The sequence below is a fragment of the Candidatus Limimorpha sp. genome (assembly GCF_056203535.1).
Genome location: NZ_JBADWU010000003.1, coordinates 1 through 14,487 on the forward strand (window position 1 = coordinate 1; position 14,487 = coordinate 14,487).

A 14,487-nucleotide genomic window follows, 5' to 3' on the forward strand; every position below is an offset into this window, starting at 1 on the left:
CATCACCTCGCGCCACTCCTCGTCACTGCCGGCAATCAACGCACCACCGCCCGAAGTGGTAATCATCTTGTTGCCGTTGAACGACAATACGCCATACTTACCGAAAGTTCCCAACACTTGACCTTTGTACTTCGAGCCGAAGCCCTCCGCAGCATCCTCAATCACCGGAATCCCGTATTTGTCGGCAATTGCCATGATTTTTTCGCAATCATACGGCATACCATACAACGCCACCGGAATGATAGCCTTCGGGTACTTGTCCGTCTTCGCCTTACGGTCGATGATGGCAGCCTCTAACAACTCCGGGTCCATATTCCATGTCTCAGGCTCCGACCCCACGAACACCGGCTTTGCGCCGAGATATGTGATTGGGTGCGACGACGCGCAGAAGGTGAAGCTCTGCACCAGCACCTCGTCGCCAGCCTTCACGCCGCAGTTGATGAGAGCCAGATGCACCGCAGCCGTCCCGCAGGACAGAGCCACGACGCGCTTGTTCTCACCCACGAACGCCTCAAGCTCCGCCTCGAATTGATTCACGTTAGGTCCGAGCGGTGCCACGTAATTGTCATCAAAGGCTTTCTTGATATACTTTTGTTCCACACCTTCCTCGCTCATGTGAGCAAGACACAGAAAAATCCTCTTGGATGGTTTGTCCATTACTTATATGATTTTTTTCTTATTTTATCAATGATTCTCTACAATCTAACTGCAACCAACCGATTCGTAATCTGTAACATTTCAAGTTAAACTTTTACGGATTAGCGATTGTCAACCAACTCGAACCTTTATCTCTCCACCAACTCTTCCATCACGCCACTAAGCAGGAATGGGATGATGCCAGTAATAATTTTCACCTTACCGTTCCAGCGTTTTGCCATCAATTGGTCCAGATATTTCTTACGTTCTATAATCATGTCTCAAACCACCTTTTCTCACTGCAAATTTAGTTGTGACTCACCGATATTTTTTCAATGCAAAATTACAGCTTTTTCCCGACACGGAAGATATTTCTAGGAATTTTCTTTACACATTAACGATTGCTAACCAACAACTCTAAGCTCTAAGCTTTCTCCAGTCCATTCTCATCCATCAGGAAGTCAAAGAGGCCTGTTATCAATACACCATTCTCGTTGTAGTGTGGTATGTGATAACCTCCCACGATAATCACCTTCTTGAACGCATCATTGATATTCAGGAGTGAAGCCTGCTCCTGCTGTTCCTTCTCATAATCCGGCATTGACAGGGCAGACTGGATATAGATTCTTACCGAAGCCTTGTTCACCACAAAATCCACTTCCAGTTGCACCCTCTGCTGGCGTCCTTCACCGTTGCGTTTCATGGTCTCGACAACCCCTACATCCACTGAGTATCGCCTTCTTCGCAGTTCATTATACAGCGTATTCTCCATGGCGTGCGTCTCTTCCACCTGTCTGAAATTCAGCAAAGCGTTTCTCACGCCCAAGTCCTCAAAGTAATACTTGTTCTGCGTACCGATATACTTGCGTCCCTTCACATCGTAGCGCTGAGCTTCGGCAATGATGAAAGCATCTTCCAAATGTCGTAGATATTCAACGACAGTAGGCTGAGTGATTTTCACGTTCAGTTCCGAAGCAAAAGTATCGGCAATGCGTTTGCCATTAGTAGATGAGCCAATAGCCGAGGCGAGCACCTGCAGAAGCGTACGCATCCCCTCTGGATTTCTCAGGTGGTTGTGCTCTACCACATCTCTAAGGTAGATTGTTTCGCACAGCCCTTTCAGGTATGCCTCTTTCTCCTCATTGGATTCCATCAGCACCACCTGCGGCAAGCCGCCATAGCGGTAATATTCCATCAACAGTTGCGACATGTCACCTCCCTTTGCCTCATACACTTCAGCAAAGCTCAGCGGGTGCACACGTATCTCCCAGCCACGTCCGCGAAATTCCGTAACCACATCAGTCGAGAGAAACCTTGAGTTCGACCCCGACACGTATGCCTGCACATTTCGCATGTGCATCAGGCTGAGCATCACACCCACAAAATCTTCCACCAACTGCACCTCGTCAAGAATAACGTATGTCGTCTGACCGTCATCAGGGTTAAGCTCGTCTATATAGTCAAGAAGCACATCGGGATTCAGAAGGCGTCTGTTCTTACGGTCATCTAACGAAAGACAGATGATATGTCTTTCATCCGTCCCATGCTCCAACAGATAAGTCCTGAACAGGTTAAACAGCAAGAAAGACTTTCCGCACCTACGGATTCCCGTCACTATTTTCACCATATCATTCCTACTGCCGTCCAACAGCTGTTTAAGGTATGTCCTGCGCTCAAAAATCATAGTTCTATTTTAAATACTTGTAACATTATACAATTTTTCATTGCAAAATTAAAACTATTTCCCCGACACGGAAGATATTTCTAGGAATTTTCTTTACACTTTAACGATTCTTAACCAACCTCTCTCAGCTCTAAGCCATAAGCTTAATAACGATACACTACGTTACGATACGAACAGAGTTCTACGATACAAAGACTTTATCTCATTCATCGTTATCGTTGCCCTCCTAACGGCACAGCCTTATGACATCCTGCGGAAGCAGGACATTGCCGACATCGTCATTCGGGATGGTCTTTGTGAAAAGCACAATCTCTATCTTCTTGTCCTTGACGAAAGGAAGATAAGGAGCAATCTTCTTCAGCTCGTTGGTGAGAAGACGCCCGTTCTCGCCCGAAGTCCATTTGCATTCACCAATCAGGATATGCTTTTTATCCAACGATTCCGCAACGACATCCAGCTCCACCTCCCTGTATTCACCATCCACAAGCACTTGTCCCCACCATCTCCTGGCCTCGGAGTAAGTGACTCCTCCGATAGTGTTCCCTGTTACGGCATCACGACAAAGCCGTTCCCACCAATATCCCGTCAGCTCCGGCAGCCTTTGGCTCAACAATTTGTCTATCAGCTGCGTCCGCTCCAGTTCAATGAATGACCTATTCGCCGGCACGAACTTATAATGAAAATACAGGAATGGGTCAGCTATGCGATACAGACTTTTCTTGCTGTCCTTGGCGGACACTCCGAAAGGGATGTCCTTTTCGAGATAACCCAGGTCTATCAGCTTCGAAAGCGGCCTTGAGAGATTGGTGGCAGGCTCGTTGCACTTTGCCGCAATCTCCTTGAGCCTCGTAGCACCACCACCCACAATCGTCATGATGGTAGCCGTCTTGACAATATCTCTGAAATCGTCCCTGAAAAGATGTTGCGGTTCCTCGTACAAAGCTCCAAAAGAAGAAAGCACATGCTCGTCAATCGCCTCTCTGAGGGAGGATGAACCCTCGCGAAGCTTCCAATACCTTGGTATGCCTCCCCATATCGCATAGTTCTCAATCGTCTCCACATCATCCAGTCCCAAAGCCTCCTGCAGATAAGGAAGCCTGATTGGCCTGATGTTGAAATCGGCCTCTTTTCTTCCGAACAAAGGCGATGCCTCATCGTGGGTGAGGTCGTACATCATAGTCTGAGAAGAACCGCACAGTATGATGTTGTATTTCAGACTCTCCGAGTCAAGAAGCGTCTGGATTATTGAAGGGAGTGACGGATCACTTTCCACGAGATAGGGGAACTCGTCAAGGCAGACGGTGAATTTTTCGGTTGCCCTATGGTTCAATGCCGTAAGAAGCGACCGCCAGTTCTTGTACTCGGCATCGGCAAACCCCTCAAACACGTGGGATGCCACATAACAGAAGTTTGCCATCTGTGTGGCAGCATCCGTCCTGTCCGCCTCGAAATAGATATCCCCATCTGTCAGGATTTTCTTGATGAGCGTTGACTTGCCGACACGTCTGCGACCTCTGACAATTGCAAACCCCGGTTCCCTTTTCGAGAGCAATTTTTCGAACCTCGCCTGTTCTGCCGTTCTATCTACAAACTTCATACTCAACTTGAATTTTATTATGCTTTACAAACATTATGTTTTAACACCATAATTATATTTCAGTTTGCAAAAGTACAACTTTTTCCCGACACAGAAGATATTTTAGAGGAAATTTCTTTACACATTAACGATTGTTAACCGATGCTCCAGTTTTCGTTTTCGTTATGTCAAAAAGCACACCTCAAGCGATAAACACTTGGGGTATGCTCAAAAAGAGTTTTCGTTTTAGTTTTCGTTCTTGGAGATGACCTCAAGTGAGGTATCACCTTTCTTGATCTTGACTGATTTTCCGGCGGCGATGGCTTCGGGAATCTTTTCCACTACTGCGAACATCAGGAGCAGTCCCACTGCCGTCAGTACCGAGCCGTCAATCTCGCCCGTAGGAGGAACAATGAAACCTCCTACAATCAGAGCTATGCTGATAAACAGCGTAACATAGAAGGTCTTCATACTCTAAAAGGTTAGGGGTTAGGGGTTAGGGCTGTGGTGTCGGAAGAATTTCTCTAACCTCTAACCTTAAACTCAGGACATCGGTGCTCCGCCTTCTTCGTCGCCTCCTTCACCAGTTCCACCACCAGGGTTTTCGTTTTCGTTTTCCTCGTCGTCACCTCCCGAAGTAGCGTCAGCGGCAAAGATTGCCTGGAGGGTGATGTCGCTGTTCAGGACGTTCAGCTTGCGGTTTGCATCGGTGCTGCCGTCAGACCACTTCACGAAGTGATAACCGAATGCAGGGGTTGCCTTGATGTTCACCGAAGAACCTGAGTCATACTGACCGCCACCGGTCACTGAACCTGAGCCTGAAGGACTGACGCTGAGCGCCACCGTCTTCTTAGGTGCAGGAGTGTTCCCCGAATCCTGGTCATCGTCATCGTTGTTTCCACTTCCGTTTCCGGAACCTGTTCCGTAAGTCAGCTCCATATCCGGAGTAAGGAACACCTTCTTCGAACCGCCGTAGCTGTTCACGGCACCCCGATAGGCAGAGTCGTCAATATAGCTGGCCAGCAATGCATTGTGGTTAATGAGCGTCTGGGTACTGACCTTGGTCTTGCCGCCACTCTTACGCGAGTGTACCCAGCAGTAAGCCCTGTCGCCCACCGCAACCTCGTGTGCAAGCTTCCCGTTCACCTCGCTGAACGCATCGGCAATCACCTGCCCCAGAAGCGGGGTCGTATTGCTCTTGTCTAAAACCACATAGCACGCCTTAAACACACCGTAAGGCAGACCCGTAGCGGCATTCACCAGCTGCTCCACATCGTAGAACGAAATCTGGTCGCCATAGTCATAGTTCGGGTTGTTCTGCACCACCGCATTCGCAAACTCCGCAATAGTGGTGGAAGCATCAATCGCCAGCGAGCCCAGTGCGATGTCAGTAACGTCGCGTCCGCCAACCTCCGTCACCACGATAGCGGGCAGCGAACCCTGGGTGATGGTGTAAGGAGCCACGATGCAGGCACCACCTGCCACCTCGCTCTTGGTCAGATACACGGGCACGTGCTGCATATTCAGCTTCACGAACATATTGTAGTCGCTCACGCCCACCGCCTTGTTCTCAAAACCATTCTGGAGCAGAGGCATAATGCCCTTGTACATCTGGATGATGTTGCCCCACCTCATACGTACCCTCTGCTGAGCCGCAGTCTTGCGGTCGGTAGTTGAGGTAATCTTTTCAGAGACAATCGTGCGTCCCTGATTCTGGCTGAAAGTAAAGTCTCCAGCCGAGCCCGACATACGTCGGATAAGTCCTTTCAATATTGCCATAATAGGAAAATCGTTTTTAGTTCAACAATCCGCAACTGTCAGGCTCCTCAGTCGGCCTCATCTCCCCCGCATGGTCCATCCCCGGAAACTGCCCCTCCGTTCTTTGTCCGTTCATTGTCCGTTCTGAAACGGAGAAATAGCGGAGCTGCGGCGACCTTGGTACGACCTTGCTTCGGAGCTGCTGCCCGAACTGACACGGACAGAGCCTTTTAGCTGCGTATGGTTCTGTCTTGAACCACGATGCAAAGGTACGACTATATTTGCCATCAAACGGATTATTCCCTATATGCAAACACCCGTTTCCCTATAATTGAAACATTGCCTCTTAGAGAAAAGCAATATTGAAAAATCAAGCCAGTTTCAGGTTAACAGTTAACAACCGAAAATGTTTACTGTTACCTCAAAACTCACAAAAATTCCGTTTCCTCACGCACACCTGCGTATGCGCGAACCTTATATATAAAATTAAAACATAATATCATTATATCTATGAATAACCCCGAATCCTCCCAACTGCCACTCGGTGTCAGTTACGCGTTAACAGTTAACGTCATTTTGGCACAAAAGGCACAAAAAATCCAATTGGCACACGGCTTGATATAGGGAAAAGTGTAGAACGAGATAAAAACGCAAATCAATGGCATATCATACATTTTCTCTCAGAGGCGGAATCTCCGCTGCAACAGTTTCAGTTGACGTTAAACTAGCCGGCAACATCAAGACCGGCTGATTAATGTCTAACTAAGAAGCTGTTTTGATTTCTTACAATGATAATTATATTGCATGTCATTTCGATGCGATTTGCATATCTTTCCGGCATCTTTTTCCCGTTTCACTCCTCAAATAGTCCACTATTCTTCGTCGCAAAACAAGAAAAATCTGCTCGAAAATATAATGCAAATCCCTATCGAACAAATCAAAACAGCTTCTAAAACTGTTTTTGCCAATGAGGGAAACCAGCGAATTTTTACCGCAACAGTGTGCCAAGGCGGCAGACCGCCTCTCGCACCAGATTTCTTTGGCCGACATGCTCCAGTATGCCGACCGTTTGTGCAACCCGTCTGAACTGAAGTTCCTTTCCAACTTCATCACTCAGGTTGCTCTCCACACATCGTGCCGCAAGGAGGATGTCTGCATCTGTGCCGACTATCTCTACGACCTTGCCTACAACCAGAACCGCCGTGGCGACATTCATTACAACTATGACTGTCAGCAGTTCCTGGGGCGCATCAGCGATTCATCATTCTATTCACCTGAGACCGGGGAAACCCGTTCCCGCAAAAAGATTGCAGCATGATGGACAACACTACTATGCCTGTGGGCAAGCCCCACTACATTCACGAGCAGCACAACAGCGGCTGCCAGCAGTTTTTCGGTCCCATCACGGGCTGCATCTTCGCAATGCCCGGAGCCAATGTCACGCAGAATCCTGCCACCACTGTTCCCGTCTCACCCGAACCAGCCGAAAAGCCGAAGCGCAAGCGCACTTCACGTCCCAAGCTTTCAGAAGTGAGCAAAGTCCGGAAGGCTCCCAAGTCCGAGCCCAAGGCTCTTACCGTAATGACCTTCCGCAAGAACGGAATTGTTGACGGTCATCTCACACTCCTGTATAAGGCTCTGGTGGATGACGGATGGATTGACTCCCGCACCACCGAAGACGAATTTCTCGAACTTTTTGCCAATACCCCCAACGACTGCCGCATCATCTGGAGCGGCAAGTACGGCAAGAGCACCCTCGTCTATCTCTTCTGCCAGCTCATCGTCGAGGAGCTCGTGGATCTTCATCAGGGATACACCCTCGCACATATTCTTGAGGGACATTTTGTGGATTCCGAAGGCCATCCGCTCACCAATCTCGACCACGGAGACCCTTACAACCAGCAGGCAGAACCCGTTGTCAAGGGCTACATCCACACGATGAAGACTGCCCTTGGCCGCCGCAGCCGTTCAGTCGAGACAGAATCACTGAGCGGAAGCCGCTTCCGTGACGACGACTACACTGATTCTTCGGGTTATGGCGATGCCTACGACCCCTACGACCATCAGGACATCCAGCTCCACAACAAGCACGGAAACCAACGTTAATCAGTAACAACTCTGCACGTAATTTCGGGCATTTAGGGAAATCTCTCGGGATGCCCGATTTTTTTGCAACAATTTAATAACCAACCCCCTGAGCTCTCAGCTTTAATCTCTAACCTAATCCTTTCCCGACCATTTCCCCGACAATTGCCGCCCTTTTGGCGTATTCCGGTCACCGACCCCATCAAAAAGGCACGGGACTGACGGGAAGCATATCGCTCCCGCCAACGCCAAAAAATTATTGAATATGGCAGAAAACATTTTTTATCCTCCGTCTGTTCAGTCAGACCTCTTTCAGTATCTCAACCCTCAGCAGCAGGCCTTCCTCAAGCCCATCCTGCGCATCCTTAAGCCCAAGGCTCAGATCGAACTCTGCACGGCTCTGGTCGACTACCTCGAAACAGGTATTCCCGAGCCTCCTGTCACCTACACTCTCGGTGTGGTCTTCATGTACGTCATCCACAACGACGAACCCAAGGGCTCCAACCCCGACGACCGCAAATTCATTTATCCACTCAACACACTTTGATTATGAATCGCAAACAGTACGAAAACACCAGCCTGACCTGCGTTCTCCAGCAGACAGAAGAGATTACCAGCGACAACTGCCCGACAGGCATTATCTCCCGCACCCCCGAAGGATTCCGCTTCGAAGAGGCCATCCGCAAGGGACGCGCCCCAAGGAACCCAAGGCTGTTCGATGGCAATTACTTATCTATGGTCAGAATGCAGAATGGCCGGTACCAGCTTCATCTTAAGACGATGTCCGAAGTTCTTGACCACGATAAGTACGCCTTCGGAGTCTATTCAGAAGTCATCAACGCACTCAAGATTATCGAATAAGTGAATGTTTAGTGTTTAGTGTTTAGTGTTTAGTGTTTAGTGTTTAGTGTTTAGTGTTGGTGGTGAGGCGCTTGTCAATTGATGTGCGTAAGCCAGATAAGAGCTTTGCTACATCTTCGATGTGCTGACGTTCTTGTAGAAGTTCCTCTTCTGTAATATAGCCAAGATCGTTAGCCAGAGTAAGTTGACAAAGAACCTCCATAAGAGATCCATAACTGATTTCCACAAAATGGTATTGCTCTTTCAACGATAATCTGCCCATTCCTTCGGCAATGTTGGACGGTACTGAAACAACAGCCCTTCTCAACTGATCGCCCAGAGCATACTGCTCTTCACGAGGAAGTTTGCGAATCAATATGTAAACACTCTTCACTAAAGCACGTGCGTACTTATAAGCATTCAGAGTCTCGAAATTAAATGAACTTATATTCTAAAAAGAATCTATATGTCAAAAAATAATCACTCAACATTCAACGCTCAACACTCAACATTGAGTGCTGCTGACCTTCCTCCAGCGCTTCGCATCTACTTCGAAGCTGCTCCCGAGAATTTCCGCATTCCGGCCATTCTCACCGCCATCACCTGCCTCTGTGCCTTGGGCACACGCCTTCGTGCACGATATGTCTATGACAACGACCTTCACGCCCTCCTGCTGCAAGTCATCATTGTGGGAAACCCGGGCGACGGAAAATCGTTCACCCGCCCAATAGTCAAGAATCTGATGGCACCCCTGCTGCTTCGCGACCAGGAACTCCGCCGTCAGGAACAGGCCTACAACGAACTCAAGAAGACCAGTGCCAAGAATAAGCCCCTTCCCGAGGAGCCCATCACCGACGTCCGCTGCATCCAGAACATCACCCGAGCAAAACTCGTCAAGCGTGCCGATATGTTCATCCGCAAATATGGCGAACCGCTGGCATTCATGCTTTTCTCCGAAGAACTCTCCACAATGTCCGAGGGCAACAAGAAGGCCTATTCCGACCTTCGCACCATCGGCCGACTGGCCTACGACATCGGAGCCTCCTTCTCCACCGACACCAACAGCAGCGAATCCTACTGTGCAATGGTCGATATCATCTGGTGCTCGCTCTACTGTTCCACACCGGCGGCTCTCGACGAATATATGGACCGCCGTTCCATCGAGGGCGGCAACGTGACCCGTCACGTCATTGCCGACCTGGGCGACCTTATGGGCGACGATGCGCCTGTCTTTCAGGTCATCACTCCCGAGCAGCAGCAGACCATAGGAGCAACCGTTGACCGACTGATGCGTGAGACCTACACCGACGAAGGCTCACTTCAGCCCGTGCACGAAGTGCCGATGGACTGGATAGACGACGAGATACGTCTCTGGTGCAGCGATCAGCGTCAGCAGGTGCTCAAGACCGGCAGTCGCGCACTCAACTGTTTCTACAAGCGTTCCAGCGTATCTGCCTTCCGTATGGCAACTCTCTGCTATCACCTCTGGTGCAACGAACTCGGTATCAGCGAAGACGACTCCACGGCTACGGCTCAGATTCGTAAACACATCATCCGGTTCTATCGTTTTATGGCTTCCTACACCCTCGAAGGTCTTCTCAGCCGTTGGGGCAAACGATTCGAAGAGATGCAGTCTCACACCGAATCCGACGAGGGCCCAAAGGTAACGCTCTATGATATGTTGCCCGAGAACTTCACCCGTGACCAGCTTCGCGAAACCATCGTCAAGCTCAGTCTCTCCACTCCCGCACGTGTATTCATCAGCAAGTGGAAACGTGCCAGACTTATTCACCAGCCTGACAGACAGGTAGAGTTGTACACCAAAAACTACTAGTCTTGAAGGTTTATGGTTAAAGGTTTATGGTTTATGGAATTGTTCTTGGAATTTTGAGCGAAGACCACTTAGTGGTTTTGATATGGAGATAATAATATCCTCTATATGCGAAAGCTCTTCTGGTGTAATGTAACCCAAATCACATGAGACATCCATTTGACTATGGACTTCCATCAAAGAGCCATAGCTCATTTCAAGGAAATGCACCTTGTCTGGATAGGACGTACGATTTGTTCCTTCAGCAATATTTGATGTGACTGATACAGCAGCTCGTCTCAACTGATCACAAAGCGCATACTGCTCCTCTTTGGGAAACTTCTTAAGCAACCCATAAACCACCTTAACCAAAACCTTTGCACGCTGATATGCAACCAGTTTCTTATAGTTGAATATTTCCTGATTTTCCATTTTCAATTACCTACTTATGACTCTATTAATACTATCGTCCATAAACCCTAAACCCGTTCTTTTGAAGGTTAATGGTTCAGAGTTAAAGGTTAATGGACAAAACGAAATGTCCATACGCCTTAAACCTAAGTCCATAAACCATAAACCATCATGATGCAATTCGAAATTGACAAATTGAGAAGCCTACCTATCGAGTCCGTAGCCGAAAGGCTCGGGCTCAAGGTGGAGCGCCACAAGAGTCTCTGTCCTTTTCACGACGACAGCCATCCGTCTCTTTCCTTCAGCGTAAGCCGCAATACCTACAAGTGTTTCGTATGCGATGCCCACGGTGGAGTCATCGACCTTGCGATGCACGTTCTGGGGCGCAACTTCGTTGAAACCTGCCAGTGGCTTGCCAATGAGCATAACGTGATTCTTTCCGAGTGGAAGCCTGCCGAACAACACTCAACGCTCAACACTCAACGCTCAACATTCACCCCCGAGAAGTATCGCAGGTTCTTCGACAGGCCATTCATCAATCAGGCTGCGGGAGAGTTTCTTTTTGAGCAGCGTCACATCGACCCTCGTGTAGTCCGTTGGTGCCGCCTCACCAGCTATACCGACCGAAACGGCATCCCTTGGCTCCAGATACCCTTCTTCGACATCGACGGCAAACTCACCGGAGTCCAGTGGCGCAACCTCACGCCCTCAACACTCAACACTCAACGTTCCGAGGTTCCGCTTTCCATACGGCAGCAACTGCCACATCTACAATCTGCCGGTGCTGAAACTCCTCAAACCGGGAGAAGAACTTTGGATAGCCGAAGGCTGTTCCGACTGCTGGAGTCTCCTTTCCAGTGGTCACAAAGCCATCGCCATCCCCTCCGCCACCTTGCTGAAACCAAAGGACCTTGAGATTCTCTCAACACTCAACTCTCAACACTCAACACTCAACCTTCACATGTTCCCCGATGCCGACATCCCCGGAGAGAAACTCTTTCTCCAGTTGAAACAGTTCTTGGAAACCCACTCAACACTAAACTCTCAACACTCAACATTAACCCGTCACTCCCTGCCTTCCGACTGCAAGGACTACAGTGACTACTATCTGAAATATATATGGAAATAACACTCATTCGCAAACGCACCAATGCCCTCTACACAGAAGGCGAACTTGAGGTCAACTTTGACCGCCAAACCTCCACAGTCGAGGCTACCGACTGTATGCTTCCCGCAGGCCGTTACATCCTGCGCATTGTCAAGAAGTCCGAACGTAAACAGTCGCTCGTAATCTTTCATCCCGACGGCAAATCTACAGGCTGGCGCATCGGCATCAGCCACTCCTACATAGGCAGTCGCAAAGACCATATCATCGCCATCGGCACGCCCCTCATCCCGGGAGCCGTCTATAAGGCCACCAAAGATTACGAGCGTCTGATGGACCGTTTCAGCAAGTGTACTGCCCGTGGCGAACAGATGGACTTCATCATCAGCGACCGCTGCTGCCAGCCTTGCCGCCCCATCCGCCACTGGCTCACCGACTATTCCGCAACTCCCAATCCCGCACTGGCATGAAGAAGTTACAATTCATCATCGTCATCGTCATCGTCATCGTTATCGTTTTCGTAACTGCTGCTTGCAGCAGTCTTCGTCAGATTCAGGTGGTTCGTGAAGTCTCGCGCGACACTCTCTACCTGAGTAATGTCCAGTACGACTCGATTTATGTCTTTCAGGATCATCTCACCGACCGTTCGCGGGACACGATTTATATGAAGGACATACAGTATGAGTACAAATACAAGCTCATTCGTGATACAGTCTATCGCACCCAGATTGACACCATTCCCATAATCCGAGAAGTCGAGGTCGTCAAAACCGAGCGTTACATCCCCAAGGTCTATAAAGCCACCTTCTGGATCTGCATCATTCTATTTTGTGTATTCTGCGTATTCTGCGTGCTAAAACTTAAACCTTAAGAAAATGATTTTATGCAGAACGTTTAGTGTTTAGTGTTTAGTGTTTAGTGTTTAGAAGCTGTTTTGATTTCTTACAATGATAATTATACTGTATGTCATTTCGATGCGATTTGCATATCTTTCCGGCATCTTTTCCTCGTTTCACTCCTCGCACTATTCTTCGTCGCAAAACAAGAAAAATATGCTCGAAAATCTAATGCAAATCCCTATCGAACAAATCAAAACAGCTTCTTATTAATCATTCGTGTACCCAACAACCCACACTACACACTACACACTACACATTACCAAAAACCCACACTCCATCATTCCTATCGCCCTCGTGATGCAGGATATGTCCCATCTCGGAAATGTCACGCCTGATGGTACGCTCGGATACATGAAGCATACGTGCCATTTCAGCTGCCGTCACCTTAGGATTAAGTTTGACGAAACTCACTATAGCACGTTGACGTTCAGAAAGTTGAGCCATCACATCATACCTGTCACCATACGTGACATCATACATGACATCAGTTTGTCTCTCCTTCACAGCATAAATGGTAGTCATGAAGTGACTTGCTGTAGATTTGAATACTGGACAAAGTTCCTCCTTATATCCTTCCAGTCCTTTTGTGGCATTACATATCCTCTTCAACCCACTGCCCCTCTTCTCCATATAGTCCAATTGAGCCATCACATCAGCCAATACAGGATTCCTTCTGTCGGAGGGAACCTCACGAATGTCCAGATCCTGAATCATCAGACCGCTATACATACCGCCAGGAGAAGTCAGAGTCAACCTGTCATCATAGATATCCAGATGAACCTCACTACCCATAACAGTATAGTCTCTGTGAATGAAATGGTTTACAAGAGCCTCAAGAACAGCCCTTTCAGCATATTCATGTTTGTTTTTCCTCCCGTCTGGAAGTTTCTCCCAACCATTTCGGGTATTGGACTTCACGAAATTCAGTGCCTCACGCAAAAGAAGCAATATATTACCATGATACTCTGCATCATTGATGGCATCGTCCTTCTCAACTCCATTCCATCGCGTGCAATACAGTCTCGACTGAGACAAAGGACACTCGTCTGCAAACAAAGCTCCTGCATTCGTCAGACACCCCTCTTCTGTCACCAGCCCAAACGACTTGACATATTTCTTGTCCCAGGGCAAGTCCAGCCGCTGCCTGTACGTATTGGCAAGCATAATGAAAGTGAAATCCTGAAGACTGTAAGCCGTATGAATGGAATCAAACGAACGATTTGTTCCCTTCAGCACAAGCCTCATCATCTGTTCGTCCGTAGCCGGCATACTTTCGTTACCCACTCTCACAAACGCAATCCTCTGATTGTCTCCCACATAATAGTATGGGGTGTAACCACCAGCCTTCACCATCAGCTCCAGCACCTTCATGCCATTCACATCTCTTGGGACAAGCTCAACCGAAGGCAGCGGATCCATCCTGTCACGAATCTGAGAGCTTATGACCTCACTCACATACTGGATGTTATCCAGCCCACGAATCGTACCATCGTCTTCGATGCCAAAGAAAAGAGAACCGCCCAATCCATTGGCAAAAGCACTTACACTCTTCAGCCAGCTCTTAGGTCTTCTCTCCTCAAGCATACTCTTGAAGTCGTATGCAGTACACTCAGATATCAAATCCAACATATCGATACATCATTTTTTGCAAATCTACAAAAACAACAGATTTATATGTATAAA

The 14,487-nt window shown here is 48.4% G+C and carries 20 protein-coding genes; 8 read left to right on the forward strand and 12 right to left on the reverse strand.

Annotated features, from left to right (window positions below; genetic code table 11):
- The 7 genes from AC06MN_RS00200 to AC06MN_RS00230 form a co-directional block, all read right to left on the reverse strand.
- On the reverse strand, window positions 1-657 hold a 657-nt coding region (locus tag AC06MN_RS00200; protein WP_475670336.1), incomplete at its 3' end, for a DegT/DnrJ/EryC1/StrS family aminotransferase.
- Between the two features lie 128 nt (window positions 658-785).
- Window positions 786-914: a hypothetical protein gene (locus AC06MN_RS00205; RefSeq protein ID WP_475670337.1), complete on the reverse strand. Its 129-nt coding sequence runs from the start codon at window positions 912-914 to the stop codon at window positions 786-788.
- Window positions 915-1,060: 146 nt separating this feature from the next.
- The gene (locus tag AC06MN_RS00210) at window positions 1,061-2,320 is read right to left on the reverse strand and encodes an ATP-binding protein (protein WP_475670338.1); all 1,260 of its coding nucleotides are present in this window, start codon (window positions 2,318-2,320) and stop codon (window positions 1,061-1,063) included.
- Window positions 2,321-2,546: 226 nt separating this feature from the next.
- Window positions 2,547-3,917: an ATP-binding protein gene (locus tag AC06MN_RS00215; protein WP_475670339.1), complete on the reverse strand. Its 1,371-nt coding sequence runs from the start codon at window positions 3,915-3,917 to the stop codon at window positions 2,547-2,549.
- Window positions 3,918-4,142: 225 nt separating this feature from the next.
- The gene (locus AC06MN_RS00220) at window positions 4,143-4,367 is read right to left on the reverse strand and encodes a hypothetical protein (protein ID WP_475670340.1); all 225 of its coding nucleotides are present in this window, start codon (window positions 4,365-4,367) and stop codon (window positions 4,143-4,145) included.
- A gap of 72 nt (window positions 4,368-4,439) precedes the next feature.
- Window positions 4,440-5,531: an InlB B-repeat-containing protein gene (locus AC06MN_RS00225; RefSeq protein ID WP_475670341.1), complete on the reverse strand. Its 1,092-nt coding sequence runs from the start codon at window positions 5,529-5,531 to the stop codon at window positions 4,440-4,442.
- A gap of 255 nt (window positions 5,532-5,786) precedes the next feature.
- A complete protein-coding gene (locus AC06MN_RS00230) occupies window positions 5,787-5,942 on the reverse strand; it encodes a hypothetical protein (RefSeq protein WP_475670342.1) in 156 nt (51 codons plus the stop codon).
- Window positions 5,943-6,621: 679 nt separating this feature from the next.
- Here AC06MN_RS00230 and AC06MN_RS00235 point away from each other — a divergent pair.
- Window positions 6,622-6,972 carry a hypothetical protein gene (locus tag AC06MN_RS00235; RefSeq protein ID WP_475670343.1) on the forward strand — a complete coding sequence of 117 codons (351 nt, stop codon included), beginning with the start codon at window positions 6,622-6,624 and terminating at the stop codon, window positions 6,970-6,972.
- 40 nt (window positions 6,973-7,012) lie between these two features.
- On the opposite strand, the gene AC06MN_RS00240 is transcribed toward AC06MN_RS00235, so the two are convergent.
- Together AC06MN_RS00240 and AC06MN_RS00245 are read right to left on the reverse strand one after the other, a co-directional pair.
- The gene (locus AC06MN_RS00240; protein WP_475670344.1) at window positions 7,013-7,174 is read right to left on the reverse strand and encodes a hypothetical protein; all 162 of its coding nucleotides are present in this window, start codon (window positions 7,172-7,174) and stop codon (window positions 7,013-7,015) included.
- Between the two features lie 4 nt (window positions 7,175-7,178).
- Window positions 7,179-7,496 carry a hypothetical protein gene (locus AC06MN_RS00245; protein WP_475670345.1) on the reverse strand — a complete coding sequence of 106 codons (318 nt, stop codon included), beginning with the start codon at window positions 7,494-7,496 and terminating at the stop codon, window positions 7,179-7,181.
- A gap of 3 nt (window positions 7,497-7,499) precedes the next feature.
- On the opposite strand from AC06MN_RS00245, the gene AC06MN_RS00250 reads away from it, so the two are divergent.
- The 3 genes from AC06MN_RS00250 to AC06MN_RS00260 all read left to right on the forward strand — a co-directional run bounded on the left by AC06MN_RS00250 (window position 7,500) and on the right by AC06MN_RS00260 (window position 8,600).
- Window positions 7,500-7,760 (forward strand): hypothetical protein, encoded by a 261-nt coding sequence (locus AC06MN_RS00250; RefSeq protein WP_475670346.1) that lies wholly within the window; start codon window positions 7,500-7,502, stop codon window positions 7,758-7,760.
- 244 nt (window positions 7,761-8,004) lie between these two features.
- A complete protein-coding gene (locus tag AC06MN_RS00255) occupies window positions 8,005-8,286 on the forward strand; it encodes a hypothetical protein (protein ID WP_475670347.1) in 282 nt (93 codons plus the stop codon).
- 2 nt (window positions 8,287-8,288) lie between these two features.
- On the forward strand, window positions 8,289-8,600 hold the full coding sequence (locus AC06MN_RS00260) for a hypothetical protein (RefSeq protein ID WP_475670348.1): 312 nt from the start codon (window positions 8,289-8,291) through the stop codon (window positions 8,598-8,600).
- 43 nt (window positions 8,601-8,643) lie between these two features.
- Here AC06MN_RS00260 and AC06MN_RS00265 read toward each other — a convergent pair whose 3' ends face one another.
- Window positions 8,644-9,027 carry a four helix bundle protein gene (locus AC06MN_RS00265; protein ID WP_475670355.1) on the reverse strand — a complete coding sequence of 128 codons (384 nt, stop codon included), beginning with the start codon at window positions 9,025-9,027 and terminating at the stop codon, window positions 8,644-8,646.
- A gap of 18 nt (window positions 9,028-9,045) precedes the next feature.
- On the opposite strand from AC06MN_RS00265, the gene AC06MN_RS00270 reads away from it, so the two are divergent.
- Window positions 9,046-10,413, forward strand: a complete 1,368-nt coding sequence (locus tag AC06MN_RS00270; protein WP_475670349.1) for a DUF3987 domain-containing protein — start codon at window positions 9,046-9,048, stop codon at window positions 10,411-10,413.
- Between the two features lie 24 nt (window positions 10,414-10,437).
- On the opposite strand, the gene AC06MN_RS00275 is transcribed toward AC06MN_RS00270, so the two are convergent.
- Entirely contained in the window at window positions 10,438-10,821 is a 384-nt protein-coding gene (locus AC06MN_RS00275; protein WP_475670350.1) for a four helix bundle protein, read from the reverse strand.
- Window positions 10,822-10,971: 150 nt separating this feature from the next.
- On the opposite strand from AC06MN_RS00275, the gene AC06MN_RS00280 reads away from it, so the two are divergent.
- From AC06MN_RS00280 to AC06MN_RS00290, 3 genes are all read left to right on the forward strand, one after another.
- Window positions 10,972-11,715 carry a CHC2 zinc finger domain-containing protein gene (locus tag AC06MN_RS00280; protein WP_475670351.1) on the forward strand — a complete coding sequence of 248 codons (744 nt, stop codon included), beginning with the start codon at window positions 10,972-10,974 and terminating at the stop codon, window positions 11,713-11,715.
- Between the two features lie 204 nt (window positions 11,716-11,919).
- Window positions 11,920-12,375, forward strand: a complete 456-nt coding sequence (locus tag AC06MN_RS00285) for a hypothetical protein (RefSeq protein WP_475670352.1) — start codon at window positions 11,920-11,922, stop codon at window positions 12,373-12,375.
- Window positions 12,372-12,776, forward strand: coding sequence for a hypothetical protein (locus AC06MN_RS00290; protein WP_475670353.1), 405 nt, complete (start codon window positions 12,372-12,374; stop codon window positions 12,774-12,776). The genes AC06MN_RS00285 and AC06MN_RS00290 overlap by 4 nt, the downstream gene beginning before the upstream one ends.
- A gap of 277 nt (window positions 12,777-13,053) precedes the next feature.
- On the opposite strand, the gene AC06MN_RS00295 is transcribed toward AC06MN_RS00290, so the two are convergent.
- Window positions 13,054-14,433, reverse strand: coding sequence for an ATP-binding protein (locus AC06MN_RS00295; protein ID WP_475670354.1), 1,380 nt, complete (start codon window positions 14,431-14,433; stop codon window positions 13,054-13,056).
- Window positions 14,434-14,487 lie beyond the last annotated feature (54 nt).

Coding starts and splice junctions, on each gene's coding strand:
- AC06MN_RS00280 (WP_475670351.1), top strand. CDS start 10,972: ATGATGCAATTCGAAATTGACAAATTGAGAAGCCTACCTATCGAGTCC.
- AC06MN_RS00290 (WP_475670353.1), top strand. CDS start 12,372: ATGAAGAAGTTACAATTCATCATCGTCATCGTCATCGTCATCGTTATC.
- AC06MN_RS00255 (WP_475670347.1), top strand. CDS start 8,005: ATGGCAGAAAACATTTTTTATCCTCCGTCTGTTCAGTCAGACCTCTTT.
- AC06MN_RS00295 (WP_475670354.1), bottom strand. CDS start 14,433: ATGTTGGATTTGATATCTGAGTGTACTGCATACGACTTCAAGAGTATG.
- AC06MN_RS00220 (WP_475670340.1), bottom strand. CDS start 4,367: ATGAAGACCTTCTATGTTACGCTGTTTATCAGCATAGCTCTGATTGTA.
- AC06MN_RS00260 (WP_475670348.1), top strand. CDS start 8,289: ATGAATCGCAAACAGTACGAAAACACCAGCCTGACCTGCGTTCTCCAG.
- AC06MN_RS00245 (WP_475670345.1), bottom strand. CDS start 7,496: ATGTCCCTCAAGAATATGTGCGAGGGTGTATCCCTGATGAAGATCCAC.
- AC06MN_RS00275 (WP_475670350.1), bottom strand. CDS start 10,821: ATGGAAAATCAGGAAATATTCAACTATAAGAAACTGGTTGCATATCAG.
- AC06MN_RS00210 (WP_475670338.1), bottom strand. CDS start 2,320: ATGATTTTTGAGCGCAGGACATACCTTAAACAGCTGTTGGACGGCAGT.
- AC06MN_RS00205 (WP_475670337.1), bottom strand. CDS start 914: ATGATTATAGAACGTAAGAAATATCTGGACCAATTGATGGCAAAACGC.
- AC06MN_RS00235 (WP_475670343.1), top strand. CDS start 6,622: ATGAGGGAAACCAGCGAATTTTTACCGCAACAGTGTGCCAAGGCGGCA.
- AC06MN_RS00215 (WP_475670339.1), bottom strand. CDS start 3,917: ATGAAGTTTGTAGATAGAACGGCAGAACAGGCGAGGTTCGAAAAATTG.
- AC06MN_RS00270 (WP_475670349.1), top strand. CDS start 9,046: ATGTCAAAAAATAATCACTCAACATTCAACGCTCAACACTCAACATTG.
- AC06MN_RS00285 (WP_475670352.1), top strand. CDS start 11,920: ATGGAAATAACACTCATTCGCAAACGCACCAATGCCCTCTACACAGAA.
- AC06MN_RS00230 (WP_475670342.1), bottom strand. CDS start 5,942: ATGGCAAATATAGTCGTACCTTTGCATCGTGGTTCAAGACAGAACCAT.
- AC06MN_RS00225 (WP_475670341.1), bottom strand. CDS start 5,531: ATGAGGTGGGGCAACATCATCCAGATGTACAAGGGCATTATGCCTCTG.